At 63.5% G+C, this 26092-nt stretch carries 27 protein-coding genes and 1 tRNA gene; 11 read left to right on the top strand and 17 right to left on the bottom strand.

The features are described 5' to 3' along the window. Position 1 precedes the first annotated feature (1 nt). Positions 2-1687: a urocanate hydratase gene (gene hutU / locus JI744_RS07095; protein WP_202658998.1), complete on the top strand. Its 1686-nt coding sequence runs from the start codon at positions 2-4 to the stop codon at positions 1685-1687. Positions 1688-1777: 90 nt separating this feature from the next. On the opposite strand, the gene JI744_RS07090 is transcribed toward hutU, so the two are convergent. The 4 genes from JI744_RS07090 to JI744_RS07075 all read right to left on the bottom strand — a co-directional run bounded on the left by JI744_RS07090 (position 1778) and on the right by JI744_RS07075 (position 6373). Next, positions 1778-2731: a PHP domain-containing protein gene (locus JI744_RS07090; protein ID WP_202658997.1), complete on the bottom strand. Its 954-nt coding sequence runs from the start codon at positions 2729-2731 to the stop codon at positions 1778-1780. A 69-nt stretch (positions 2732-2800) separates the two neighbouring features. Beyond that, positions 2801-3532, bottom strand: a complete 732-nt coding sequence (locus tag JI744_RS07085; protein WP_202658996.1) for an SDR family oxidoreductase — start codon at positions 3530-3532, stop codon at positions 2801-2803. A gap of 67 nt (positions 3533-3599) precedes the next feature. Then, a complete protein-coding gene (locus tag JI744_RS07080) occupies positions 3600-5498 on the bottom strand; it encodes a heavy metal translocating P-type ATPase (protein ID WP_202658995.1) in 1899 nt (632 codons plus the stop codon). 68 nt (positions 5499-5566) lie between these two features. Next, complete coding sequence (locus tag JI744_RS07075; protein WP_202658994.1) at positions 5567-6373, bottom strand: crotonase/enoyl-CoA hydratase family protein; 807 nt, start codon at positions 6371-6373, stop codon at positions 5567-5569. Positions 6374-6406: 33 nt separating this feature from the next. On the opposite strand from JI744_RS07075, the gene JI744_RS07070 reads away from it, so the two are divergent. Then, complete coding sequence (locus tag JI744_RS07070) at positions 6407-7036, top strand: TetR/AcrR family transcriptional regulator (RefSeq protein ID WP_328756992.1); 630 nt, start codon at positions 6407-6409, stop codon at positions 7034-7036. Positions 7037-7043: 7 nt separating this feature from the next. Here JI744_RS07070 and JI744_RS07065 read toward each other — a convergent pair. Together JI744_RS07065 and ypfJ are read right to left on the bottom strand one after the other, a co-directional pair. Further along, positions 7044-7127 (bottom strand) — tRNA-Leu (locus JI744_RS07065). A gap of 46 nt (positions 7128-7173) precedes the next feature. Beyond that, a complete protein-coding gene (gene ypfJ, locus JI744_RS07060) occupies positions 7174-8031 on the bottom strand; it encodes a KPN_02809 family neutral zinc metallopeptidase (protein ID WP_202658993.1) in 858 nt (285 codons plus the stop codon). Positions 8032-8150: 119 nt separating this feature from the next. Between ypfJ and JI744_RS07055 the strand changes: the two genes are divergently transcribed. Continuing rightward, on the top strand, positions 8151-8735 hold the full coding sequence (locus tag JI744_RS07055; protein ID WP_202658992.1) for a YqaA family protein: 585 nt from the start codon (positions 8151-8153) through the stop codon (positions 8733-8735). Positions 8736-8742: 7 nt separating this feature from the next. Further along, on the top strand, positions 8743-9204 hold the full coding sequence (locus JI744_RS07050; protein WP_202658991.1) for a disulfide bond formation protein B: 462 nt from the start codon (positions 8743-8745) through the stop codon (positions 9202-9204). 44 nt (positions 9205-9248) lie between these two features. On the opposite strand, the gene JI744_RS07045 is transcribed toward JI744_RS07050, so the two are convergent. Next, positions 9249-10412, bottom strand: a complete 1164-nt coding sequence (locus tag JI744_RS07045; RefSeq protein ID WP_202658990.1) for a deoxyguanosinetriphosphate triphosphohydrolase — start codon at positions 10410-10412, stop codon at positions 9249-9251. 78 nt (positions 10413-10490) lie between these two features. Here JI744_RS07045 and JI744_RS07040 point away from each other — a divergent pair, with 78 nt between their 5' ends. The 3 genes from JI744_RS07040 to xth all read left to right on the top strand — a co-directional run bounded on the left by JI744_RS07040 (position 10491) and on the right by xth (position 12404). Further along, positions 10491-10817, top strand: coding sequence for a HesB/IscA family protein (locus JI744_RS07040; protein WP_202659388.1), 327 nt, complete (start codon positions 10491-10493; stop codon positions 10815-10817). Positions 10818-10889: 72 nt separating this feature from the next. Continuing rightward, positions 10890-11597 (top strand): hypothetical protein, encoded by a 708-nt coding sequence (locus JI744_RS07035; RefSeq protein ID WP_407927508.1) that lies wholly within the window; start codon positions 10890-10892, stop codon positions 11595-11597. 27 nt (positions 11598-11624) lie between these two features. Then, positions 11625-12404 carry an exodeoxyribonuclease III gene (xth, locus tag JI744_RS07030; protein WP_202658989.1) on the top strand — a complete coding sequence of 260 codons (780 nt, stop codon included), beginning with the start codon at positions 11625-11627 and terminating at the stop codon, positions 12402-12404. 89 nt (positions 12405-12493) lie between these two features. Here xth and JI744_RS07025 read toward each other — a convergent pair whose 3' ends face one another. Continuing rightward, positions 12494-14119, bottom strand: a complete 1626-nt coding sequence (locus JI744_RS07025; RefSeq protein WP_202658988.1) for an NAD(P)H-hydrate dehydratase — start codon at positions 14117-14119, stop codon at positions 12494-12496. 171 nt (positions 14120-14290) lie between these two features. Here JI744_RS07025 and JI744_RS07020 point away from each other — a divergent pair, with 171 nt between their 5' ends. The 3 genes from JI744_RS07020 to JI744_RS07010 all read left to right on the top strand — a co-directional run bounded on the left by JI744_RS07020 (position 14291) and on the right by JI744_RS07010 (position 17210). Beyond that, complete coding sequence (locus JI744_RS07020) at positions 14291-14629, top strand: P-II family nitrogen regulator (protein ID WP_202658987.1); 339 nt, start codon at positions 14291-14293, stop codon at positions 14627-14629. Positions 14630-14682: 53 nt separating this feature from the next. Continuing rightward, complete coding sequence (gene glnA / locus JI744_RS07015; protein ID WP_202658986.1) at positions 14683-16092, top strand: type I glutamate--ammonia ligase; 1410 nt, start codon at positions 14683-14685, stop codon at positions 16090-16092. Between the two features lie 308 nt (positions 16093-16400). Then, positions 16401-17210: a hypothetical protein gene (locus JI744_RS07010; RefSeq protein ID WP_202658985.1), complete on the top strand. Its 810-nt coding sequence runs from the start codon at positions 16401-16403 to the stop codon at positions 17208-17210. Positions 17211-17228: 18 nt separating this feature from the next. Here the strand turns inward: JI744_RS07010 and JI744_RS07005 are convergent, their stop codons facing one another. Further along, the gene (locus JI744_RS07005) at positions 17229-18011 is read right to left on the bottom strand and encodes a heme-dependent oxidative N-demethylase family protein (RefSeq protein ID WP_202658984.1); all 783 of its coding nucleotides are present in this window, start codon (positions 18009-18011) and stop codon (positions 17229-17231) included. A 168-nt stretch (positions 18012-18179) separates the two neighbouring features. Here JI744_RS07005 and dddP point away from each other — a divergent pair, with 168 nt between their 5' ends. Further along, positions 18180-19517, top strand: coding sequence for a dimethylsulfonioproprionate lyase DddP (gene dddP, locus JI744_RS07000; RefSeq protein ID WP_202658983.1), 1338 nt, complete (start codon positions 18180-18182; stop codon positions 19515-19517). Between the two features lie 112 nt (positions 19518-19629). On the opposite strand, the gene JI744_RS06995 is transcribed toward dddP, so the two are convergent. The 8 genes from JI744_RS06995 to JI744_RS06960 all read right to left on the bottom strand — a co-directional run bounded on the left by JI744_RS06995 (position 19630) and on the right by JI744_RS06960 (position 26007). Beyond that, a complete protein-coding gene (locus tag JI744_RS06995; protein ID WP_202658982.1) occupies positions 19630-20271 on the bottom strand; it encodes a CDGSH iron-sulfur domain-containing protein in 642 nt (213 codons plus the stop codon). A 46-nt stretch (positions 20272-20317) separates the two neighbouring features. Beyond that, positions 20318-21391, bottom strand: coding sequence for a flagellar motor switch protein FliG (locus tag JI744_RS06990; RefSeq protein ID WP_202658981.1), 1074 nt, complete (start codon positions 21389-21391; stop codon positions 20318-20320). A gap of 55 nt (positions 21392-21446) precedes the next feature. Next, positions 21447-21611 (bottom strand): hypothetical protein, encoded by a 165-nt coding sequence (locus tag JI744_RS06985; protein WP_202658980.1) that lies wholly within the window; start codon positions 21609-21611, stop codon positions 21447-21449. Positions 21612-21631: 20 nt separating this feature from the next. Then, positions 21632-22168, bottom strand: coding sequence for a tetratricopeptide repeat protein (locus tag JI744_RS06980; protein WP_202658979.1), 537 nt, complete (start codon positions 22166-22168; stop codon positions 21632-21634). Positions 22169-22278: 110 nt separating this feature from the next. Then, positions 22279-23580, bottom strand: a complete 1302-nt coding sequence (purB, locus tag JI744_RS06975) for an adenylosuccinate lyase (protein WP_202658978.1) — start codon at positions 23578-23580, stop codon at positions 22279-22281. Between the two features lie 182 nt (positions 23581-23762). Next, positions 23763-24713: an agmatinase gene (gene speB / locus JI744_RS06970; protein WP_202658977.1), complete on the bottom strand. Its 951-nt coding sequence runs from the start codon at positions 24711-24713 to the stop codon at positions 23763-23765. Next, positions 24710-25648 (bottom strand): arginase family protein, encoded by a 939-nt coding sequence (locus JI744_RS06965; RefSeq protein ID WP_202658976.1) that lies wholly within the window; start codon positions 25646-25648, stop codon positions 24710-24712. The genes speB and JI744_RS06965 overlap by 4 nt, the downstream gene beginning before the upstream one ends. Before the next feature lie 125 nt (positions 25649-25773). After that, entirely contained in the window at positions 25774-26007 is a 234-nt protein-coding gene (locus tag JI744_RS06960) for an acyl carrier protein (RefSeq protein WP_202658975.1), read from the bottom strand. Between the last annotated feature and the right edge of the window lie 85 nt (positions 26008-26092).

Raw genomic sequence — 26092 nt, 5'->3', positions numbered from 1 at the left:
CATGACCAACCCGCGCCACAACACACGCGACATCTATCCGCCGACCGGCCCCGAAAAGACCGCCAAAACCTGGGGGGCAGAGGCTGCGATGCGGATGCTGATGAACAACCTGCACCCAGACGTTGCCGAAAACCCGCATGAGCTGGTGGTTTACGGCGGAATCGGCCGCGCTGCCCGCACCTGGAACGATTTTGACCGCATTGTCGCCAGCCTGAAAGACCTTGGACCAGAGGAAACGCTGATCGTGCAGTCCGGCAAGCCGATTGCCGTCATCCGCACCCATGCCGATGCGCCGCGTGTGCTGATCGCCAATTCCAACCTCGTGCCGCATTGGGCCAACTGGCAGCATTTCAACGAATTGGATCGCAAGGGCCTGATGATGTACGGCCAGATGACGGCTGGGTCGTGGATCTACATCGGCACCCAAGGCATCGTGCAGGGCACCTATGAAACCTTCGCGGAAGCGGGTCGCCAGCATTACAACGGTGACCTGACCGGCAAGTGGATTCTGACCGGCGGTCTGGGCGGCATGGGCGGCGCGCAGCCCTTGGCGGCGGTCTTCGCCGGGGCCTGCTGTCTGGCCGTCGAAGTTGATGAGACGCGGATCGATTTCCGTATTCGCACCAGATATTTGGATGCCAAAGCGAAGACGCTGGATGAAGCCCTCGCCATGATTGCCAACTGGACGGCAAAGGGAGAGGCGAAGTCCGTAGGCCTTCTGGGCAATGCCGCCGAGGTGTTCCCCGAAATCTACGCCCGGATGAAAGCGGGCGGGATGCGCCCCGACATCGTAACCGACCAGACCTCCGCCCATGACCCGCTGCACGGCTATTGTCCGGCGGGCTGGACGGTGGGCGAATGGCGCGCCAAGCAGGAAACCGATCCGACTGCGGTTGAATCCGCCGCCCGCGCCAGCATGAAGCAACATGTCGCCGCGATGGTCGATTTCTGGAACGCCGATGTGCCGACGCTCGATTACGGCAATAACATCCGGCAGGTCGCGCAGGACGAAGGCCTTGATAACGCCTTCGCCTTCCCCGGCTTCGTGCCCGCCTATATCCGCCCGCTGTTCTGTAAGGGCATCGGCCCCTTCCGCTGGTGCGCCCTGTCGGGCGACCCGGAAGACATCCGCAAGACCGACGCGGCGATGAAAAAGCTGTTCCCGGAAAACCACCACCTCCACCGCTGGCTTGACATGGCCGCAGAGCGCATCGCGTTTCAGGGCCTGCCCGCCCGCATCTGCTGGATCGGCCTCGGTGACCGTCACCGCGCCGGCCTGATGTTCAACGAGATGGTGGCGAGCGGAGAGCTCAAGGCCCCCATCGTGATCGGTCGCGATCATCTGGACAGCGGCTCCGTCGCCTCGCCCAACCGCGAGACGGAAGCCATGAAAGACGGCTCTGATGCCGTCTCGGATTGGCCGCTGCTGAATGCGCTGATGAACACAGCCTCGGGTGCCACCTGGGTGTCGCTGCACCATGGCGGCGGCGTCGGCATGGGGTTCAGCCAGCATTCCGGCGTGGTCATCGTCGCCGATGGCACGCCAGAGGCCGCCAAACGGTTGGAGCGGGTCTTGTGGAACGACCCCGCCTCGGGTGTCTGGCGCCATGCTGATGCGGGCTATGACATCGCGCTGGATTGCGCGCGCGAACACGGCCTGCGCCTGCCGGGCATCCTGGGGAACTAAGGCAGGTGCGTGAAATCACGCACCCTCCCCCGCCTCATCATCTGTTCATAAATATCCTGGGGGTCCGGGGGTAAGCCCCCGGTCCTGCCCTTAGCCCCGGCGCGGGTTCGCCCCCGCCTCGCGCCAGATCGGGTTCGACCAGGCCCGCTTGCCCGCCGCATCGATCACCGCCACACGCACCCAAGGCGATCCGTTCAACCGGTCCAGCGGCACCTCGGTGCGGGTCATCGAATGGCCATGCACGCCCTTGGCCCCGGTGCCCCAGCCGATGGCGATAACCGACACAACGGCAGAGGATTCCACCACCACCATATTCCCCTCGATCCGCACGTCGCGCAGCTCGGGGCCTTGCGATGAATAGAAATGCCCGGCCTTCAGCGCCGCCAGCAAAGACTCGGGCGTGTTTTCCTGCGCCTTGACCATCACCCAGCCGCCAAAGAAATCCGGCTCGCTGAAATGCGCGTCGTCGGTGGCCACCATGGTCAGGTGCCGCCCCTCGGTCAGCAACAGATCGGCAATCGCAAAGCCATCGGGCCGGTCGCACCCCGCCGCACAGCCGTGGTTATAGATTTCCACCGCATGGGCCGCCGTCACGCCCCGCGCATCTTCCAGCGTCAGCCCAGACCATTGCGGATGGGCAATCGCCACAAAGGCCCCGGCATCGACCGCGCGCTGCGCGATCTGGGCCGCCGTTTCCTGCCCCGCGACCGGCGTGAAATGCGGGCTGTTCGAGGGTTTGAAATCCGGCGGCAGACCCACCGCCAGAATATGCCATAACTCGCCATTGGCCATCGCGCCGGAATGCAGTTCGGCCCCCAGAATCGTGGTGAAATCATTGGTCCGATAGCCGGTGGTGTCGGAAATCGGATAGCCCCAGAGGCCGACGAAGTGATCGGTCAGCGCCAGAAAGTCATAGCCCTCGGCGCGGTACCGGCGGCAGACCTCCTCGGGCGGCAGAACACCGTCGGAATTGGTGGAATGGGTGTGCAGATTGCCGCGCCAGAAACGGCCGGGGGCGGTAAAGGCAGGGTCGCGCAGGGTCATGGTGAGTCTCCTTTGCGGCGCAGGCTAGGCGGGGAATGTGACAGGCGCTAGCCCATCCGCGCCCACCCCCTAGCCGCGCCCGATATAGGGCATGTCGCGCGCCATTATGGTCAGGAACGGAATATTGACCGACAGCGGCAGCCCCGCCATGTGCAGCACCGCATCCGAGACATGGGCCACATCCATCACCGGCTCTGCCCGAACCGCGCCATCCGCCTGCGGCACGCCGCCGGGAAAGGCCGCCGCCATCTCGGTCAGCGCGTTGCCAATGTCGATCTGCCCACAGGCGATATTGAACCGCCGCCCGTCCAGGCCAAGCGTCCGCGTCAGCCCCGTCACCGCATGTTTCGACATGGTATAAGGCGCCGATCCGGGGCGCGGCACATGGGCCGAGATCGAGCCGTTGTTGATGATGCGCCCGCCCTGCGGGTCTTGCCGCCGCATCAGGCCAAAGGCGGCGCGCGCCACCAGAAACATGCCGTTGATGTTGGCATTCATCACCGACAGCCAGCTTTCCACCGGAATCTCATCAATCGGGGCCGCAGGGGCCGCCTGGCCTGCATTGTTGAACAGCACATCCAGCCGCCCCCATTCCGCCGCCAGCCTGTCAAACGCCGCCTGAACCTGTGCCGGGTCGCCCACATCGGCGGGCAGGATCAGCCCCTCGGCCAAGGTCTCGCGCAGCGCCGCCTCTCGTCGCCCCATCAGGGCCACGCGCCAGCCCGCCGCATGAAAGGCCCGCGCCGTGGCCCGGCCAATGCCAGAGCCTGCGCCGGTGATCAGAATGGTTTTACCGCTCATCAAACCAGTTCCCCTTCTCTAAATATCCTCGGGGGGTGCGGGGGCGAAGCGCCCCCGCCGCCGACGCCTACCCCTTCGCGCCACGCCGGATCGGGTCTGCCAGCAACCGCAACCCGTTCAGCACCACCAGAACCGTACCGCCCTCATGCCCCACCACCGCCAGCGGCAAGGGCAGTTCACCCCACAAGGCCCCCACGACCAGAATGACCATCATCCCCAGCGCAAAGATCAGGTTCTGCCGGATGATCCCCGCCGTCCGCCGTGCAAGGCGGTGCGCGGCGGCAAGCTGCGTCATCTCATCCGACAGCAGCGCCACATCAGCGGCCTGCAAAGCCACCTCGCTGCCCGCAGCCCCCATGGCGATGCCCACATCTGCCCGCGCAAGGGCGGCGGCATCGTTCACACCATCGCCGACAAAGGCCACCTTGCCATGTTTGGCCAGCCCCGCCACCAGCGCCACCTTGTCTTGTGGCAAAAGATCGGCGTGAATCTCGTCCGGGCGCAGGCCCAGATCGCCACCGATCCGGTCGGCTACCGCCCGCCTGTCGCCCGTCATCATGGCAATGCCAGTCACGCCATTGTCGCGCAGCGCCGACAGGCTGGCAGCCGACGAAGACCGCGCCGTATCGGCCACCGCCACCGCCCCCAGCAAGCGGGCGCCTTCGCCGTAATAGATCGTCGTTGAATCGCCCGCCGCCAGTGCCTGCACTGCGGGGTGATCCACCGCCGCCCCCATCCGCGCCACCAGTCGCGGATTTCCGGCCCAGGCTTCGCCCTCACCCGCCACGATTCCCTCTGAAGGGATGCTGCGCACGCCGGTGCGTTCGGCCACCGCGATGCCACGCTCTGCCGCCGCCCGGCGCAGGGCACCGGCGACGGGATGTTCCGACTGCGCCTCCAGTGCGACCAGGCGGGACAGGAAGTCGTCGTCCTCCATATCCGGTGCGGCAATCGCCACCAGATCTGCGCGCCCGGTGGTGAGGGTGCCGGTCTTGTCAAAGGCATAGGCCCGCACCGCCGCCAGCGTTTCCAGCGCGGCCCCGCCCTTGAACAGCACGCCGCCCCGCGCCGCCGCAGACAGTGCCGACAGAATCGCTGCGGGAACCGAGATCACCACGGCGCAGGGGCTGGCCGCCACCAGCAAGGTCGCCGCGCGGTACATCGCATCGCCATGCACCAGCCCGATCAGCCGCATGATGACATAGGCCAGAATTGACCCCACCAGCACCGCAACCGTATAGCGCTGGCCAAACCATTCCGAAAACCGCTCTGACGGCGACCGCGCCGCCTGCGCCTCTGTCACCAGCCGGATCATGCGGGCTACCGTGCTATCGGCCAGCGCCTTGCTGACCCGCATGCCCAGAATGCCGTCCAGGTTCACCGTCGCCTCGAACAATTGCGCGCCCGGTCCTTTGGCCAGCGGCATCGATTCGCCGGTGATCGTGCTTTCATCCAGCGAGCCGTGGCCCTCGATCACCACCCCATCCACCGGCACCCGCGCACCAGGGCGCAGAACCACGATGTCACCGGCAACCAGCGAAGCTGCCGGAACCTCTTCGATGCCGGTGGCGGTGCGGCGAAGAGCGGTATCCGGCCGCAGCGCCATCAGCGCCTCGACCGCGCGGCGCGCCCGGCCCATCGCGCGACCTTCCAGCATCGAGGACAAGCTGAACAGCGCCAGCAGGATCGCCCCTTCGGTCGGCGCCCCGACCGAGGCGGCGGCCAGCGCAGCCGCCACCATCAGCAGGTCGATATCCAGCACATGGTCGTGCCACAGCTCTTCCAGCGCGCCGCGCAGCGCGGGCAGCCCCCCCGCCAAATAGGCCAGCCCATAGCCGAACCACTGCGCGAAGGGGGGCGCCCCGCCATATTCCGCCGCCAGCCCGGCCAGCAGGCCGAAGATGGTCAGCAAGGTCAGCGCGGGCGCAGACGGATCGTCGGCATCATGTTCGTGACTGTGGGCCATGGGAATCTCCTTGGCCCCACCTTCCCGCTTTGGGTCACAGTGGCAAGGGGGCCTGTCAGTCAGCCGCCTCATCCAGCCGTCGCATTCCAGAATCCGGTATAGCTGGCAGGACGGCGGTCGAGCCAAGCCGCCAACCCCTCTGCCAGATCGGCGGTGGGGGCCATGCGGGCGAATTGCTCTGCCTCGACCAGCAAACCTTCGGCGATGGGCATGTTCAGGCCGCGCGTGACCGCCATCATCACCGCCTCTATCGCCAGCGGCGAATGGGCCAGAATACGGTCCAGGAGGAGCCGCGTGGCCGGGATCAGCGCGTCATGCGCCACCACGGCATTGACCAGCCCCATATCCAGCGCCCGATAGGGCGCAAAGACATCGCCCGTCAGCAGCAACTCCATCGCCCGCTTGCGCCCGGCAAGGCGCGGCAGCCGCTGCGTGCCGCCAAAGGTGGGCGGCATCGCCAGCCTGACCTCTGGCTTGGCAAACAAGGCGTGGTCGCTGGCGATGGCAAGGGGGGCTGCCTCGGTGATCTCGCACCCGCCCCCATAGGCAAGACCGTTCACCGCCACGATCAGCGGCTTGCGAAACGCCTCGATCCGCGCGGTCAACCGCTGCCCCCGCGCCACAAAGTCGCGCAGGGCAATATGCGGCCCCTGCCCGACCGAAGCCGCAAATTGCGGAATATCGCCGCCCGCCGAAAAGGCACGCCCCGCGCCGGTCAGGATGACACCGCGCAGACGGGCGTCGCCTTCAATATCATCCAGCCGCGCCAGCAGCCTGTCGATCAACTCATAACTCAGCGCGTTCAGTTTGGCAGGGCGGTTCAGCGTCAGCAAAGCCACCGGGCCATCGGTTTCCATCAAAACAAGATCCGTCATCGCATCCCTCCTAGTACAAGATATTGGCAGGATGTGGATATTTCAGATAATGTATACTCACTAGTCAGTATACATAGAGCCATGAAACCCCAGACCGATACCCGCGCCCGCATCCTTAATGCCGCCGAAAAACTGTTTTATGCCGAGGGGATAGGCCGGGTCAGCGTTGATGCTGTGGCTGCGGCGGCAGGTGTGACCAAACGCACGCTCTATTACCACTTCACCAGCAAGGACGAGTTGATCGCCGCCTATCTGGAGGCGCGTGATCAGCCGAATCTGGCCCGCATGACGGCATGGTTCGTGGCAGCAGAGGGTGGAGTGCCAGCAAAAGTGCAGGCGATTTTTGACGAACTGGCCAAGGTGGCACGTCATCCAAAATGGAAAGGCTGCGGCTTTCTGCGGACAACTGCGGAACTCGCCGCCCTGCCCGGCCACCCTGCCGTCAAGGTCGGTGCGCGCCACAAAGCGGGGTTCGAGACGTGGCTTGCCGAACAACTGGACGTCGCTGGCCTGACACCTGCCAAACTGTTGGCGCGACAAATCATTCTGTTGCTGGACGGCGCCTTTTCCGCATCGCTGACGCACCGCGACCCGGCCTATTTCATCGCTGCCGGACAGGCAGCAGCAACGCTTGTTGCGTGCTACGCACCTAAAATGAAATAGGAAATTCTGGTGCGGGTGGTCGGACTCGAACCGACACTCCTTGCGGAAACAGAGTTTGAGTCTGTCGCGTCTACCATTCCGCCACACCCGCACGCGGGCCTCTCTTACAAGGTCCGCGCGACAGGCTCAATGGGGTTTCAGAGCTGTTGGGCAGCGAAGGTGTCGCAAACTTCCATCTGGCCCGACTTCAGCCCTTTGGCAAACCAGCCCGACCTTTGGGCAGAGGTGCCGTGGGTGAAGCTTTCGGGCATGGGAACGCGGCCTGCACTGCGTTGCAGCGTGTCATCGCCGATCTGCTTGGCGGCATTGAACGCCTCTTCGAAATCGCCCTGCTGGATCGCGCCGAAACGGTCCTGCACGGCGCGCGCCCAGACGCCAGACAGGCAATCAGCCTGCAATTCGATGCGCACGGAAATCTCATTGCTTTCCGCCTCGCTGACACGCTGACGATAATCATTGGCTTTGCCCAGGATGCCCAACTCGTCCTGCACATGATGCGCGACCTCGTGCGCCACCACATAGGCCATGGCGAAATCGCCGCCCGCGCCCAGTTGCTGCTGCATGGTCGTAAAGAATTCGGTGTCCAGATATACCTTCTTGTCGCCCGGACAGTAGAACGGCCCCGTCGCCCCCGATGCGCTACCGCAGGCCGACTGCGTGACACCCTTGTACAACACCAGCGTCACCGGCTGATAGGGTTGGCCGACCTGCTCCTGGAACACCTGGTCCCAGATCTTTTCGGTATAGCGCAGATTGACCGAGACGAATTCGCCCGCTGCATTGTCTTCTGCCGTCAGCTCGCCTTGGGTCACCTGACCTCCGCCGGTCACGGATGTGTCATTCAGCAGGGGCGTCACGTCGATGCCCAGAAAGTAGCCGATCACCACGACGGCAATTACACCGACGCCGCCAATGCCCCCGGCCCGCACACCGCCACCGCCCATCCGGCGCCGGTCTTCGATATTCCGGCTTTGCTCGCGTCCACGCCATTCCATTGTCACACTCCCCGCACCTAATGGCCCGATCATACCGGGATCACGCCAAGGTGCAAATCGTCCAACTTGACCTTCGGGGCGCGGCATGGCCAAAGGACACCGAACCAAGGGGGCTCTGCATGTTCCGCAGGCTATACAACTGGACACTCACCTGGGCCGGGTCGCGACATGCGCCCAAGGCGCTGGGGGTGATCAGCTTTACCGAAAGCTCTTTCTTCCCGATTCCCGCCGATGTGCTGTTCGTGCCGATGTGCCTGTCACGGCCCGAACGCGCCATGCGCTATGCGCTGATCGCCTCGGTCATGTCGGTGCTGGGGGGCGTTTTCGGTTGGGTGATCGGGCATTACTTCTTTGATCTTGTGGCCCGGCCCATGCTGGAAGCCGCCGGCAAGATTGACGATTTTGAGGCGATGAAGGGTGGCACCGGCGATGCGGCCATTCTGCTGATGCTGGTCACCTCGGGCTTTTCCCATATTCCGCCGATGAAGGTGGTCACCATCCTGTCGGGTGTGATCGGGTTTGACCTGAAATGGTTCATCCTGTCGGCGATCATCGCACGCGGCGGGCGGTTCTATCTGCTGGCTTGGCTGCTGCAAAAATACGGTGTGGCCATGGCCGCCTTTGTCGAGCGGCGCTTTGCCTGGATTGCTGCCGGCCTTACGGCGGCGGCGGCCATCGGCTGGGCAATCTGGCGTTTTGCATGAGGGTTAAATGACGCGCAACCACCTGATCCTGATCGCGGCCGCCGGGTCGCTGGCCTTGGTGCTGGGGGCCTTTGCCTTTCAGTATATCGGCGGCCTCGCGCCTTGTGTGCTGTGCTGGTATCAGCGCTATCCGCATATGGCGGCAGTGGGGATTGGCGCGCTGGCGCTGGCCATTCCGGGCCGGGCGTTGCCGATGCTGGGGGCCTTGGCCCCGCTGACCAGCGCGGGGATCGGCCTGTTCCATGTGGGGGTAGAGCAAAAGTGGTGGGAGGGTCTGGCGACCTGCACCGTCAACACGATGGAGGGGGTGTCGGGCGCCGACCTCTTGAACACCGACATCACGGTGGGTGCCCCTGCCGCCTGTGACAAGATCGCTTGGGCGATGATGGGCATTTCCATGCCGGGCTGGAACGCGATCCTGTCGCTGGTGCTGGTGGGCTTTTGGATCGCGGCGGCGCGGCGGCGTTGATGGTGCGTACTTGAGACGCACCGCTTGGCCCAAAGACGCACCACCTACCCCAACAGCCGCTTGCCTTCTTGCAGTGCAAAGCGGTCGGTCATGCCAGCCACATAATCGGCAATCACCCGGGCAAGGGCGGTATCATCCTGCGCCATGGCCACATCTGCCTGCCATTCTTCGGGCAACCGGTCGGGGTGCGCCTGAAACAAGGTGAACAGCCCGTTGAATACCTGTGTCACCTCGGCCCGCATCGCCACCACCGAAGGCGCACGGTACATGCGGGTGAACAGGAACGACCGGATCGCCTTCAGTTCCTGATACAGCGGCTTTGAAAACCGGATGATGGTGGTGCCCATGTGGCGGATTTCATCGACCGATTTCGGCTGTGCCGCGTCAAGTCGGCCCTGCGCGACGGCAATCACATCCTCAACCATGCGACCGAACACACGGCGCAACGCCTCATGCCGGCGACGGGATTTATCAAGGCCGGGATAGAGGCGGTCCACCTCATCAAAGGCCGGGCCGGTGACGGGCAGCTCCATCAGGTCGGCCTCGGTGAAAAGGCCCGAACGCAGCCCATCGTGCAGGTCGTGGTGCGAATAGGCCACGTCATCGGCAATCGCCGCCACCTGCGCCTCGGCGCTTGCATGGGTGTGCAGTTCCAGATCCCACATCGCATTCACCTCGGCCAGCGCATAGGGCAGCGGGCCTGCGTGCTTGGCATCGGCGTTGGGACCAGTCACCGGGCCGTTGTGCTTGGCGATCCCTTCCAAGGTTTCCCATGTCAGGTTCAGCCCGTCGAAATCGGCGTAATGCTTTTCCAGCCGGGTGACGATGCGCAGCGCCTGCGCGTTGTGGTCAAACCCGCCATAGGGCTGCATCAGCAGTTCCAGCGCATCCTCACCGGTATGGCCAAAGGGCGTGTGGCCAAGGTCATGGGCCAGCGCGATCGCCTCGGCCAGATCGGTGTTCAGGCGCAGAACGCCCGAGATGGTGCGCGCCACCTGCGCCACCTCGATCGAATGGGTCAGGCGGGTGCGGTAGTAATCGCCTTCATGTTCCACAAAGACCTGCGTCTTGTGCTTCAGCCGGCGAAAGGCCGACGAATGGATGATCCGGTCACGATCTCGCTGAAACGGGCTGCGGAAAGACGACATCTGTTCGGTGAAAAGCCGACCCCGAGAGGCCTCGGGCTGGCAGGCAAAGGGGGCAAGCATCGGCTCGTCCTTGTTCGGGGCGTTGCGCCGCCTTATATTCAACCCATCCGGCCCTGAACACGCGAACAAACCATGACCCTGACCTTGCCCCCCCGTGTGACCGACCGCGCCTTTGCCCGGCTGGCCGAGATTGCCGACCTGACCGGCGATGCCAAACCCCTGCGCGTGGGCGTGCTGGGCGGCGGCTGTTCCGGGTTTCAGTATGACATCCGGCTGGATGATCCGGCCTCGGACGATCTGGTGCTGGAAAAGAATGGCGCCAAGGTGGTGGTGGACAGCGTGTCCCTGCCCTTCCTGCAAAACGCGGTGATCGACTTTACCGAAGAGCTGATCGGCGCGCGGTTCGTGGTGGAAAACCCCAATGCCACGGCGTCCTGCGGCTGCGGGACGAGTTTTTCGATCTGACACCATCGCTTTCATCGTGACAATCGCCGCCCGCGCCCTAACTGTCGCGGGAAAACAGGTGATGGGGGCGTTGTGACGGTGGTTCTTATGCTGGGGTCCGGCCCGCAGGCGGTGCAGGCCGCAGATTGGCCCCGAGCCGGGTTTGACCGGATTGTCGCCATCAACAACGCCTGGCGTATCCGCCCCGATTGGGACGATGCGATCTTTCCATGGGACTTCCCCGAAGACCGCCGCCCCATTGCCGGGCCGGATCAACGCCTGATAACCCAAGAAGATTTCGTACCTGCCCAAAACGCCTTGGGCGGATTTCTTTATGCAGGCGGAACAATGGCCTTTACCACTGCCTATTGGATACTCCACACGCTAAAGCCCCGTGTGATTGCCGCCTATGGCTGTGACATGCACTACCCCGCCACCGGACCGACCCATTTCTACGGAACAGGCACGCCGGACCCGCTGCGCGCCGATATCACCCTGCGCTCGCTAGAGGCGAAATCGGCCCGCTTCCGCATTCTGGCCGCCATGGCGGGCTGTGCCGCCGTCAACCTGTCGGAAGGGCCGTCGCGGCTGGTCTGGCCGCGCGCGATGTTGCAGGGTTTGGCCGAGCTGCGCCTCCAGCCCTTCAATACCGAACTGGCCGCGCAGGCCTTGGCGCGGGAGAGGGCGCTGAACTATCACAGCCCCTCTGGCCGCTATTGGGAGGAGGCCGACCGCTTTGATCTGGCCCAGATCGACGCGCTGGATGCCCTTTGGCTTGCCGCGAACCAGCCCGCGCCCTAGAACGGGCAAAAGGCAGGAGAGCCGCCCATGAAGATCGCCACCTTCAACATCAACGGCATCAAGGCCCGGATCGAGGCCCTGCCCGAATGGCTGGAACAGGCCCGCCCTGATGTGGTCTGCCTGCAAGAGATCAAATCGGTCGACGAAAACTTCCCGCGCGAGGTGTTTGAGGCGCTGGGGTATCAGGTGGAAACCCATGGCCAAAAAGGCTTCAACGGTGTGGCGATCCTGTCGAAGCTGCCGATGACCGATGTGGTCCGCGGCCTGCCCGGCGATGACAGTGACGAACAGGCCCGCTGGATCGAGGCGACGGTTCAGGGCGCGCGCAAGGTTCGGGTCTGCGGGTTGTACCTGCCCAACGGCAACCCCGCGCCGGGGCCGAAGTATGATTACAAACTGGCGTGGATGGCCCGGATGGAGGCGCGGGCGCGCACCCTTATGGCCGATGAACTGCCACTGATCTTCCTCGGCGATTACAATGTGATCCCCGAAGCACAGGACGCGGCAAAGCCCGAGGCCTGGACAACCGACGCGCTGTTCCTGCCCCAATCCCGCGCGGCCTTTCGCCGGCTGGAACATCTCGGCCTGACCGATGCCTTCCGCATCCAGCACCCCGGCCCCGGCCATTACTCCTTCTGGGATTTTCAGGCCGGCGCATGGGAAAGGAACAACGGCATCCGCATCGACCATCTGATGTGCAGCCCCCAAGCCGCAGATCTGCTCATGTCCTCCGGCATCGACAAGGCCGTGCGCGGCGGGGTGAAACCGTCCGATCATGTGCCGGTCTGGGTCGAACTCGACGCCTGATTTCATACTGGCCCAAATATCCCCGCCGGAGGCAGCTTTGGCCAGCCAAGGGACGCTCCGCGGGGGATATTTATGCCAAGATGAAGGGGTCAGAGGTCGAGGGCGCGGAACACCTTGGGCAATTCCTCGGGCAGGTCTTCGGCGATCAGGCCGGGGCCAAAGCTGCGGGCGCATTCCACATGCAGCCATGCCCCGGTGCAGGCGGCATCGAAGGGGCTGAAGCCGCGCGCCAGAAGCCCGGTGATGAACCCCGCCAGCACATCGCCCGATCCTGCCGTGGCCAGCCAGGGCGCGGCGCGGTCATAAACGGCGGCATTGATGGCGCAGCGGCCTTCGGGCGCGGCAATCACCGTGTCGGGGCCTTTGTAGAGGACGACGCAACCGGCGCGGGCGGCGGCTTCGCGGGTGGCATCCACCTTGGAATAGGCGGGGCCTCTGGTCGCGGGTTCCGCCAGTTTCGCCGCGATGTCGGGGAAAAGCCGGGCGAATTCGCCGGCATGGGGGGTCAGGACACAGCCCTCGTGCAGGGCGGCAAACAGGTCGGGGTGCTGCGACAGGAGCGTGAGCGCGTCGGCGTCAAGGACGATGTGGCGGCGGAGTCGGGGTGAACCCCGACCTACGGGGCCGGTAGGTCGGGGTTCACCCCGACTCGCCAATGCCACGCCCAGCAGTTCAGCCTGCCTCGCCCCCGTCCCCATCCCCGGCCCAAGACAAAGCGCGTTGATCCGCTTGTCCTCCAGAACCCCTTGCAGCCCGGCAGCGTCCGCCACCTCCCGCAGCATCACCGCGTCCAGCCGCGCAGCGTTTTCGGGGAGGGCATCCGGCGGACACCCCACCGTCACCACCCCCGCCCCGATCCTCAAGGCGCCCCGTGCGGCCAAGCGGGCTGCTCCGGTATGGCCGGATGGGCCGGAAAGGATGAGGACGTGGCCGTGGGCGTATTTGTGTTCGTCGCTACCTTTGTAAAGTTGACTGGTTTCGAAGGTGAGCGTGATGGTTTCTCGGCTCAAGCGTTGACGTTCAAGCAGGGGCAATTTGTTCCGCTCACCGCGAATTCGGCCCGCCGTTTGCTCCAGCCCAATGTCCACAATCCGCAGCTTGCCGCATCGGGCAGGGCCATCTTCAAGAACATGCCCCACTTTCGGAGCATGAAAGCTGACCGTAAGTTCCGCAGGAAACACGCTGCCAAGCGGTTTGCCGCTGTCACTGTCCAGACCGCTCGGCATGTCGATGGCAACGTCATACCAGACTGCCGCCATATCCATGGCCTCTCGTGCCATGTCATCCAGAATTCCATGCAAGGACCGCGACAGGCCGATACCAAATAGCGCATCCACAACAAGATCAGGCCGCGACAAATAAACAGGCGCCGTCTCATCCAGCATACGCACCTCCCCCATCCCCACCCACCGCTCATAATTCACCCGCGCATCCGGCGGCAGCCGCTCGGCGTCACCGTAGAGGAACACCTCCACCTCCCAGCCCCACCCCTTCAGCAGCCGCGCCACGACGAACCCGTCGCCGCCGTTGTTGCCCGGCCCGCAGAGGACCACGGCGCGGCTCGGGGCGCGGGCCAGTTCGGGCCATTCCTCGAAAATCGCCTCGACCACGCCCTGCCCGGCGCGTTCCATCAGCTCCAGCCCGGTCACCTGACCCGAGGCGATTGCCGCCTGTTCGATGCTGCGCATTTGGGCGGCGGTCAGCAGTTCTGTCATTGCGGTCCTTCAGCAGTTTTCAAACAGCCTGATTTAATGGCGTATTGCCTATTTTTTCATCACCAAGCGCGGATTCCCGCGACCGGATGCCCCGCCCCAACCCTAGCCAATTGTGGCCCCCTGAAGGAAGTGGTCAGTGGGGTCGTGTGCAAATACGGGGGGAGTCGGCCCATGAAGAAAATCGAGGCGATCATCAAGCCATTCAAGCTGGATGAAGTGAAGGAAGCCCTTCAGGAAGCCGGGATTCAGGGCCTGTCAGTGACCGAGGTGAAGGGGTTCGGACGTCAGAAAGGCCATACCGAGCTTTACCGGGGCGCGGAATACGTTGTCGATTTCCTGCCCAAGGTGAAAATCGAGGTCGTGCTTTCTGACGACATGGTGGACACCGCCATCGAGGCGATCATCGGGGCCGCGCGCACCGACAAGATCGGCGACGGCAAGATCTTCATCTCTCCCGTTGAACAGGCCATCCGCATCCGCACCGGCGAAACCGGTGATGATGCTGTGTGAGAACCCAGGCCCAACCGCCTGAAACGAAACCCTGAAAACCGAAAGGCAGTCAGATGAGCGCAGTTGCAAAAGCTCTGAAGCTGATCAAGGACGAGGAAATCGAATATCTCGATATTCGTTTCACCGACCCCAAAGGCAAACTTCAGCACGTCACCCTGGTGACCGACCTGGTGGATGAAGACTTCTTTGAAGAAGGCTTCATGTTCGATGGTTCCTCCATCGCCGGCTGGAAGTCGATCGACCAGTCCGACATGAAACTGATGCCGGATGCGTCGTCGGTCTATATGGACCCGTTCTACGCCGAAAAAACCCTGTGCGTGCATTGCGACGTGGTCGAGCCGGACACCGGAGAAGCCTATGACCGCTGCCCCCGCCAGATTGCCAAGAAGGCCGAAGCCTACCTGAAATCCTCGGGCTTGGGCGATGCGTTCTATTGCGGCCCCGAAGCTGAATTCTTCATCTTTGACGACGTGCGCTATTCGGTCACGCCGCAAAAGGTGGCCTACCAGATCGACGCCCATGCGGCGGCCTGGAACACCGATACGGAATACGAGTCTGGCAACCAGGCGCATCGCGCGGGTCACAAGGGTGGCTATTTCCCGGTGAACCCGATCGACGAAGCGCAGGATCTGCGCGGCGAGATGCTGTCCACGATGAAGCGCATCGGCATCAAGGTGGACAAGCACCACCACGAGGTCGCCACCTGCCAGCACGAGCTGGGCATGATCTTCGGTGGTCTGGTCGAACAGGCCGACAATATCCAGAAGTACAAGTACGTCATCCACAACGTCGCCGCCGCCTATGGCAAGTCGGTGACCTTCATGCCCAAGCCCATGAAGGGCGACAACGGGTCGGGGATGCACGTCAACATGTCGATCTGGAAGGACGGCAAGCCCCTGTTCGCCGGTGACAAGTATGCCGACCTGTCGCAGGAAGCCCTGTACTTCATCGGCGGCATCCTGAAGCACGCCAAGGCGCTGAACGCGCTGACCAACCCGTCGACCAACAGCTACAAGCGTCTGATCCCCGGCTTTGAAGCCCCGGTTCTGCGCGCATACTCGGCCCGCAACCGGTCGGGCTGCGTTCGTATTCCGTGGACGGAATCGCCGAAGGCCAAGCGCGTCGAGGCGCGTTTCCCCGATCCGGCGGCGAACCCCTATCTGGCCTTTGCGGCCCTGCTGATGGCAGGTCTGGACGGCATCAAGAACAAGATCGATCCCGGCCCGGCTTCGGACAAGGATCTGTACGACCTGCCGCCCGAAGAACTGGCGGAAATCCCGACCGTCTGCGGTTCCCTGCGCGAAGCGCTGGAAGAGCTGGAGAAGGACATGGACTTCCTGCTGGCAGGCGGCGTGTTCTCGAAAGAGCAGCTTGACGCCTATATCGGCCTGAAGTGGGAAGAAGTGTACGCCTATGAGCATACACCCCACCCGGTTGAATATGCGATGTACTACTCCTGCTGATCAGGGCAACAATGTGTTGGAAAGGCCGCCCCGAAACGGGCGGCCTTTTCCTTTGGTGATTCGCCAAACCTGTCCTGGAAGACCTGTCTTTTCGGACAGGTGCCACCCGGAAGGACATGTCTTTTCGGATAGGTCGGGTACGGAAGACCCAACAATCGTTCAACCAGCGGCGTCAGGTCGAAAAAACTGAAACGAAACCGGGCATTTGGTTAATTGCCTATTAATTGCCACATTCGAACCAGTTTCAGGGCACAATCCGCCTACACGGTCAGGTTGTTCAGATATCGGAGGGCGCTATGGGACAGTCCATGCCAGGTACGATTTGTCAGCTTGTGTGTGCTGCTGAAACCCAGGTGAACTTTGCGCGGCTGGTCGGCGACCTCGACTCGGTGCTTAGTCGGTTTGCGTCTTGCGCCGTCAATCTGACGTGGGATTGCGAAGATATCGCGCTGTTCGACATGCCGGGCACACGCATTCTGTTGGGCTGGAGCGAGGGTATCGGCCTCGACCGCCTGTCCTGCCTGACCATCTCGGTCGGCCCCTCGCCCATCGCGGCGGTGGCCGGGCAGTTCCCGGCCCATGACACGATGTGCGTGCAACTGGCCGAGCGTGTGCAGCGCCGCATCCCGCATGAAGCTGTGCTGTGGCATCACATCCCCGGCATCGCCACCTCAGAGACGCTGGACGAGTTGGTCGATGCCCTGCCCCGGCTGACCACGCCGAACATCGGCGAAATGCTGAACGAAGAGGCCGCCCGCGAGGCAGCAGCGGATCTGGAGATCACCATGGCCGAAGACGCCAAGGAGATGCAGGCCCAACCCGAGGGCGAGGCAGCACGCTGGCATGACCCAGAGTTGGGCCGCCTGCGCGAAGCGCTGTATCCTTGTGGCGACGACGTGCAACAGGTTGAACAGCCGTCGCGCCCGCTGCAACTGGCCGCCCACGCCATGAATGCCTCGCTGCTTGCCGTGAACGCGCCTGTCGCAGCTCTGGTGATGGCCTATGGATTTCTGAAGGGCGGCGACATGCGGTTCTCTTCCCGCGCCATGACGTTGGCAAGCCTGATGATCGCGGTGTCGAACACCGATCTGGTTCATAGCCTGGCGGCACTGACCTGATCACCGATCCCGTCGGGTTCAGCGCTGGGCTTTCTGCAAGCCGTCAAATTCTGCCGGAGTAAGCGTTTCGATCCGCACCACATAGGTGTGGATCGAAAATACCACGGCGCCGGTCCGGGGCAGTCGCCGCAACACCTGCCGTTCAGAGCGCACAAAAGACCCGCCGTGGCGGTCGATGCGCGGGTCATCCTCGCGGCGCGGCTGATGCAGCGTCGGGTCGCGGTAAATCAGCGCATTGGCCCGCCAAAGCGGCTGTTCCGCCCGGATCGCATCGAACAACCGCTGCACCCTTCGGGCAATATCGGCATCATAGCTGGGCACCGGCACATGAATGCCCAACAGTGGACGGCCCAGCTTTTCCCCCAACCACCAGCTTGCCGGAAAGCACAGGGCAGCGGCGGTCAGCACATGTTCGTCCCCGTGCTTTTCCATCAGGCACAGATCTTCCTGCACCAGCCGCAGCAAGGTGGCCATCGGCTGCGCCGGGTCCAGCGCAACCGTTACGCCATCGGGGCGCTGCACCGTGCTGGCGCCGACATGATAGCCGGGCGTCCGGCCAAGCCGGGCAAGAACCTCGGCATAAAGCTCGCCCGCCGCCGGGCCTGCGCTGTCCAGCATTCCGACCACCATCTCCGGCCGGGTGGCCAGCAGGCGGTCGCGCTCTGCCATCTGGGCGGCAAAGGCATCATCAACCCGCAACCAGTCGTCGCCCTCGACCTGCAGAATGCCCGGCAAGCGCGCGGTGCGCGGGTCCATCCAGGGGGCGAATGGCAGGCGGGTTTGCAGGATCGGATCGGTCATGCCCGTTCTTCGCCCAAGCCCGAACCCAGCGCAAGCCCCGCGTGCGGAGCCTCCGGCGGGGATGCTTGGGCCAATGTGAAGGCAATAGGCGACGGGAAATGTCGTCAACTGGCATGCCTTTGACACCGGTGGCGCGAAGCTGGGCACAACACAAATCCGGAACCCGCCATGACCTCTTATGCTGAAACCCGCCGCAAGATTGACCCCGCCCGCGCCGACCGACTGGCCGACGGCACCCCGAATGACAATGACCGGGTCGAGATCGGGCCAACGCAACTGGCCTTTGGCGAATGGCAGGCGGCGGGGCTGGTGCCGCCCGATCTGGCAAAGATGCGGGAATATCGCTGGCGGCGGCTGACCCAGCAATTGATCAACCGCGATGTGGGCGGCGTACTGATGTTTGACCCGCTGAACATCCGCTATGTGACCGACACCACCAATATGCAGCTTTGGAACAGCCACAACCCGTTCCGCGCCTGCCTTTTGTGCGCCGATGGCCATATGGTGGTCTGGGAATACAAACAGGCGCCGTTTCTGGTGACTTTCAACCCGCTGGTGGCCGAACTGCGCCACGGCGCGAGTTTCTTTTACAACGTCTGCGGTGATGCAACGGCGGGCGATGCCAAGGCTTTCGCCGGCCAAGTGGACGAGGTGATGCGCGCCCATGCCGGCACCAACCGTCGGCTGGCCGTGGACAAGATCATGGTCCACGGGTTGCGCGCGCTGGAACGCGCCGGGTTTGAGGTGCTGGAGGGCGAGGTTATCACCGAACGCGCCCGTGCCGTGAAGGGCCCCGACGAAATTCTGGCGATGCGCTGCGCCGCCTATGCCTGCGAAAGCGCCATCGCCGGGATGGAGGCGTTTACCCGTGAAAACGTGCCCAAGGGCGGCGTTTCCGAAGATGACATCTGGGCAGAGCTGCACAAGGGCAACATCCGGCGTGGGGGAGAGTGGATCGAGACGCGGCTTCTGGCATCGGGTCCGCGTACCAACCCGTGGTTTCAGGAATGTGGGCCCCGGATCGTGCAGAATAACGAGATTGTCGCCTTTGATACCGATCTGATCGGCAGCTATGGCATCTGCATCGATATCTCGCGGACATGGTGGGTGGGGGACGGGCGCCCGACCAATGCGATGATTTCGGCGATGAACCACGGCATGGACCACATCCGCGAGAACATGGCGATGCTGAAACCGGGTGTCACGATCAAGGAGCTGACGCACAACGGCCACCAGTTGGACGGCCAGTACTGGAAGCAGAAGTATTCTTGCAAGATGCACGGAGTTGGCCTGTGCGACGAATGGCCCTTTGTGCCCTATGCCGATGCCTGGGTGGACGGGGCCTTCGAGGTGGCGCTGGAGCCGGGGATGGTCTTGTGCGTCGAGGCGCTGGTTTCACCCGAAGGGGGCAACTTCTCGATCAAGCTGGAAGATCAGGTTCTGATCACCGAGACGGGGTTCGAGAATCTGACGAAATATCCATTTGATCCCCGTCTGCTGGGATAGTCAGCGCGCCGGGAGGGGGTTCACATGGCATAAATCGGGCTGCGATGGTCGCCCGGCCATCACCTTACGCCCCATTCCACGGGTCGGGATGGGGCGCCTAAGCCCCCGTGGCTTAAACCCCCGGCGCTGTGAATCCCGCAGCCTTGTGGCTGCCATCGCAATACGGCTTGTTCGCCGAATGGCCACAGCGGCACAGGAACAGCCTTGTTGCCCGGTTGAGGGTGCGGCCCGTGCCCGACACCACCTCTAGGTTGCCGGTCACCTTCAGCGGGCCGTCGGGCTGGGCGACAACCTCGACCGGGCCATTGCGCTGCTCCAGAGGTTGGCTGTCTTTTGCGGCCACCTCTCCGGTTGCGACGAACCCCGCGGCGGTATGGCTTCCATCGCAATAGGGCTTGTTCGCGGAATGCCCGCACCGGCACAGCGTTGCACGCGACGCGACCTGCTGCTGACCGCCGATCAGAATTGGCGCCTCCAACGCCAGGGGGCCGTTTTCGCGCAGACGCAGCAGGTTGACCACGGGCGCTGCATCAGAGCTGGCCGCCCCGTCGTTCCGCCGCACCCGGATGGCGCCAGAGGGGCAGTTGAGGCCAATTTGCAGCACCGCCTCTGGTGTGGCGGCATCTGGAAAAATCCACTCACCCTGCACGTTTGGCACAAAAACCTCTGGATGAGACAGCACGCAGTTGCGCGAATGGACGCAGCGTTTGCCGTCAAATTCCACCGTCACGACCTTGCCGACGACTCGTTCCATGATGCGCTCCTAACGGTTCATATGCGGCAGGATAGCAAGTCTGTGGCTATTCGTCCTCCTCGCGGATCAGGTTCAACTCACCCGCCCCCTCCAACTGCCGGATCGAGGTGACAACCGCAGCCATCGCCTCTTCGGCGTCCTTCTCGCGCACCTTGCCGCGCCCGGCGATCTCTTCGCGCAAAGCCTGCGCCATGCGTTGCGAGACATTGGCAAGGAGGAATTCGGCCGTCGTCGCATCCGCCTCGCCACTGGCCCCCGCAAGGGCACTGACCAGAACCGTCTGATCGACAACGCGAATCACCTTTGGCACATCGCGGGGCGACAGCCGGGTGGGAATATGGGCAAAGGTGAAAATCGCCTTGCGCACCTGATCGGCAAATCTGCGATCCTCTTCCTCCAGCCCTTTCAACACATCTTCGCGGGTCAGCGCGGGCGAGATGTTCAGGATCGCGCCCACCCGTTCCACTGGTCCCGCCTCGAACGCGCGGGGCGGCTGGGCATCCAGTTGGGTGGCCAGCGACAGGCCTATCCGGCGCACGGTTTCAGGATCGACATTCCCGGTCATCGAGACGGCAAAGGCCACCCGCCGTGCCCGGTCGCCCGGCAGCATGCCCAAGAGTTCCGCCGACCGCGCCACCGGCAGCTTTGACAGCATCACCGCCGCCACCTCGGCGCTTTCCTCTTCCAGCACTGGCAGCAGGCGGTCGGTTGGCAGTTGCGTCAGCCGGTCCCAGGGATCGGCCTTGGCAGAGGCCCCGGCAAGGCGGCGCAACCGGTTGGCGGCATTGGGCGAAATATGCCCCCCCATCACCGACAAGGCATCTTCGATACCACCAGGAAAGGCCATGCCAACCTGCTCCAGCTCTGCCAGAAACTCTTCGACGACGCTGGCAAGGGTGGTGCGATCCACCAGCCGCATCTGGCCCATCTGCTCGGTTAACGAGGATTGCATGTGTTCGGGCAGGCGCGACAGCGGTATCTCTGCCCCCTCGGCCAGCAGGAACCGCACGATGATGGCCGCCTTTTCGCGCGGGCTGGGTACCCGTGGCTTGGGGGCCGACGGAATCGCCACCGCCCGCTTTACAGGTTCAATTCGCGCCAAAGCCTGCCGTTCTGACATATCCGCCTCGATTCCCGGGTCAAGGTCAGACTGGCAGGGTCCGGTTAACGCCGCCTTAGCTGGACACCGCCTCGCAGGTTTTCGTGCCGGGATTCCACAGGGTTCCCGTGGCACAACTGGGTTGGCTTTCGCAATCGTGCCCGCCGGGCGGTACGGATTGCTGTTGGGCATCTGCCGCCCCGGAAACAAGACACAACGCCATAACAGCCAGAACTTTCATGCCGCCCCCTTTGCGCAAGGTCAGTAGGTATAGGTCAGCCCGGTATCGATGGCGTGGGCCAAAGAGGCTTCAGCCCAGGTTCCCTGCCCGCCATCAGCCCGGATCGCGGCAAGATGCACGCGCGCGGCATCCACCTCGTTCATCTCGACCAGCAACTGGCCGTAATAGCTGTGCGTCAGGATGTTGTGGGGGTTCAGCTTCAGCGCCGCCTCATAGGCCACGATGCCCTGTTCGATATTGCCCGATTTGCGCAGGATAAAACCGCGATAAGTCAGAACGCGATCCGTCTCACCCTCGGTCATCGACGACAGGACCAGCATGGCATCGTCATAGCGCCCGGCCCAAGCCAGTTCGCGCACCGCGCGGAACCGGGTGTCATTGCTCAGGTCATTGTGCTGCGGCGGAACGCATTTCTGCTGCGCTTCATCCCAGACCTCGCCGTTCTTGCATTGGGTCGTGGTCTGGGTTGGCTTTGGCGGATCGCTGTCATCCGAACCAACGGCAAGGGCCGCAAAGGGCAAGGTGGCGAAGAGCGCGATGGCGTGCAAAAGGCGCATGGGTTTTCTCCGGTTGCTTTGAAAAAGCTAACACGGAATCCACAATTGCCGATGCACGTTTTGCCAAAACTGACGCCCGCCCGTCGGAACGGGCGTCAGGGCTTCATTGATCAGCCGAAAACGCGGGCGAAAATGGTATCGACATGCTTGGTGTGATAACCAAGGTCGAACTTTTCCTCGATCTCGGCGGGCGACAGGGCAGCGGTCACCTCTGGGTCGGCCAGAAGCTCGGTTTTGAAATCGGCACCTTTTTCCCAGACCTTCATCGCGTTGCGTTGCACCAGCCGATAGCTGTCTTCGCGCGACACACCCGCCTGCGTCAGCGCCAGAAGAACGCGCTGCGACATGACCAGTCCTTTGAACTTGTTCATGTTCTTCAGCATGTTATCCGGGTAGACCACCAGCTTTTCCACCACACCCGCCAGACGGTGCAGCGCGAAATCCAGAGTGATCGTGGTATCGGGGCCGATGGCACGCTCCACCGATGAATGGCTGATGTCACGCTCGTGCCAAAGGGCGACATTTTCCAACGCCGGCACCACCGACATGCGGACCAGACGGGCAAGACCGGTCAGGTTTTCGGTCAGCACGGGGTTGCGTTTATGCGGCATGGCAGAGCTGCCCTTTTGGCCGGGAGAGAAGAACTCTTCGGCCTCCAGCACCTCGGTGCGCTGCATGTGGCGGATCTCAATGGCGATGTTTTCGATGCTGCTGGCGATGACGCCAAGGGTAGCAAAGAACATGGCATGGCGGTCGCGCGGAATGACCTGGGTGCTGATGGTTTCAGGGATCAGGTCCAGCTTTTCGCAGACGTATTCCTCAACCCGCGGGTCGATATTGGCGAATGTGCCGACCGCGCCCGAAATCGCGCCGGTGCGTATTTCTTCGCGGGCGGCCAGAAGGCGGCGCTTGCCGCGCTCCATCTCGGCATAAAAGCGCGCGAAGGTCAGGCCCATGGTGGTGGGTTCGGCATGGATGCCGTGGCTGCGGCCGATGCGGACCGAATCCTTATGCTCATAAGCGCGGGCTTTCAGCGCAGCCAGAACGCGGTCGAGGCCCTTCAGCAACAGGTCGCTGGCGCGGACAAGCTGAATGTTCAACGTGGTGTCCAGCACATCGCTGCTGGTCATGCCCTGATGGACAAACCGTGCCTCATCATTGCCGATGATCTCGGCCAGATGGGTCAGAAAGGCGATGACGTCATGCTTGGTCACCGCCTCGATCTCGTCGATGCGGGCGACGTTGAACTCCACGTCCTTCGCCTTCCAGACCGCTTCGGCATTGGCCTTGGGGATCACGCCAAGGGCGGCCTGCGCGTCGCAGGCATGCGCCTCGATCTCGTACCAGATGCGAAAGCGGGTCTGCGGCTCCCAGATGGCAACCATGTCAGGGCGGGAATAGCGCGGGATCATCGGGCGGCCTTTCTTTTGCGGGGTCGGGGCTGCCTTAGACCGAGGGGGGGGGATGGTGCAAGGGGGCGCCCCCTCACCCTACCCTCTCCCCCGAGGGAGCGGGGGTCTGCCATGGGCAAGTTGCGCCCCTTGGCCGATGGGTGCCCTCCCTCTCCCCTAGGGGAGAGGGAGGGGTGAGGGTGTCACCGCCCCTGCGGCACCCCCGGCAGCACGCACAGCATTTCATAGAGCAGGTTCGCCCCCACCAGCGCGGTGTTACCGCTTGGGTCATAGGGGGGCGAGACCTCCACCAGATCACCGCCCACAAGGTTCAGGCCCGCACAGCCGCGCACAATCTCCAGCCCCTGCCAGATGGTCAGGCCACCCGGTTCCACCGTGCCGGTGCCGGGGGCAAAGGCGGGGTCAAGGCTGTCGATGTCATAGGAAAGGTAAACCGGCGCATCGCCGATCTTCGCCCGAACCTCTTCCATCAAGGGTTTCAGCGATTTGTGCCAGCACTCTTCCGCTTGCACGACCGTCCAACCGTTCTTGCGGCCCCAGTCGAAATCCTCGGGGCTGTATCCTGTGCCGCGCAGCCCGATCTGGAATACCTTGTCATTGATCAGACAGCCATCCTCAAACGCCCGGCGAAAGGGGCAGCCATGCGCGACCTTTTCGCCGAACATCGTGTCGTTGATGTCGGCATGGGCATCGACATGGATCAGCGCCACGGGACCATGTTTCTTCTTGATCGCCCGCAGAATGGGCCAGGTCAGCGTGTGGTCGCCCCCCAGCGTCAGGGGGAGAGCGCCTTTTGCCAGCACGTCGTCATAAAACGACGTGATGATATCGACCGACTTTTTCAGATCAAAGGTGTTGATCGGTACATCCCCAATATCGGCCACCTGCAAATGTTCAAACGGTGCCGCCCCCGTCGCCATGTTATAAGGCCGCAGCATCCGGGACTCGTCGCGGATCTGGCGCGGGCCCAACCGCGTGCCGGGCCGGTTCGAGGTGCCGATGTCCATCGGAATGCCGACAAAAGCCACATCCAGCCCCGCCGCATCCGCCTGCGAAGGCAGCCGCATCATCGTGGCCGGCCCCCCAAAGCGCGGCATGTCATTGCCACCAAGCGGTTGATTGAACTTGCTCATTTCTCTACCTGCCCTGCCAGAACACCCAAGACCCCGGCCAGCAACTGCGCCGCAACCAGTGCCCCCTGTCCGTCGATGTCGCGGCTGGCCATGAACTCCACCATGTCGAAGCTGACGATCCGCCCGCGCGCCGCTGCCCCCGCGATCAGCTCGAAAACCTGCCAATAGGTCAGGCCCCCCGCCGCGCGCCCGATCACGGCAGGCATGATCGCCGGGTCCAGCGCGTCCACATCCAGACAGACCGCGATATTCGCGTCCTCGGGGATCAGCGACAGCGCCCGGCCGATGCCCTGCGCCGCCACCTCACGCGCCGGAACAAAGGTTACCCCCCATTCCTCTGCCGCCCGCGCATCGCCCGGCCGGGCAGAGCCGATGCCCCGTTGGCCGACCTGAATGATCCGCTCCACATGCGCCATCTCGGAGGCGCGGCGCATGGTTGATGACAGGCCCCAGCGCTCGCCCCCCACATCATCGCGCCAGTCGATATGGGCATCGATTTGCAGAATGGTCAGCGGCCCCTTCGTCTCCAGCGCCTGCAACAACGGAATGGGCAACGAATCGTCCCCGCCCAGCAAAACCGGCACGGCCCCCGCCGCCAGCACCTTGCCCGCCGCATCGCGCAGCAAAGCGCGGTTGGCGGCGGCGTCTTGCGAAATCGCCAGATCGCCCGCATCCACGATCCGCGCACCGCCAGGAATGACCGCCTGCCCCAGATCGAAATTCATCGCCTGCTGCGAGGCCGCCCATTGCGCGCCCGCCGCCCGGATCGCCGCCGCGCCCCCCGCGCAATAATGCCCAACGCTGGCATAGGGAGTGCAACCATCAGCGCCCAGAATCACAACATCAGCCGCCAGCGCCGCCAGATCGGGCGCATCGGGCAGGCCCAGAAACCCGCGCGCGGCCCCTGCCCCGAACATCGTGCCAAGTGTTGCCATCTGCGACCTCCTGCTGGTTTTGCCCATCAGACCGCAGCCCTCTGGCAGAGGCAAGCCGCTTCCCACGAGCCGAAAATGAAAAAGGCGGCCCGAAGGCCGCCCTTTCCATAAACCTGCGAAAGATCTCAGACAGCGCCCGAGATGAACTTTACCGCATCGCCGAAGGTCTGGATGGTTTCGGCGGCGTCATCGGGAATCTCGATGCCGAATTCTTCTTCGAACGCCATGACCAGCTCGACCGTATCAAGGCTGTCTGCGCCCAGGTCGTCGATGAACGAGGCATTCTCGGTCACCTTGTCGGCTTCGGCGCCGAGATGCTCGACGACGATCTTCTTAACGCGCTCGGCGATGTCGCTCATGTCACTTCCTCATCAAGGGGGCGACGTGCCCCGGCTGTCTTTGGCGCGGCTGATAGCAAAGCCGCGCGGGCATGGCAAGAACATT

The organism is Fuscibacter oryzae, assembly GCF_016765795.1.
GTDB classification, from domain to species: domain Bacteria; phylum Pseudomonadota; class Alphaproteobacteria; order Rhodobacterales; family Rhodobacteraceae; genus Fuscibacter; species Fuscibacter oryzae.
The sequence above is the reverse complement of the archived record's forward strand: the minus strand, read 5'-3'. Positions and strand labels throughout refer to the sequence as shown.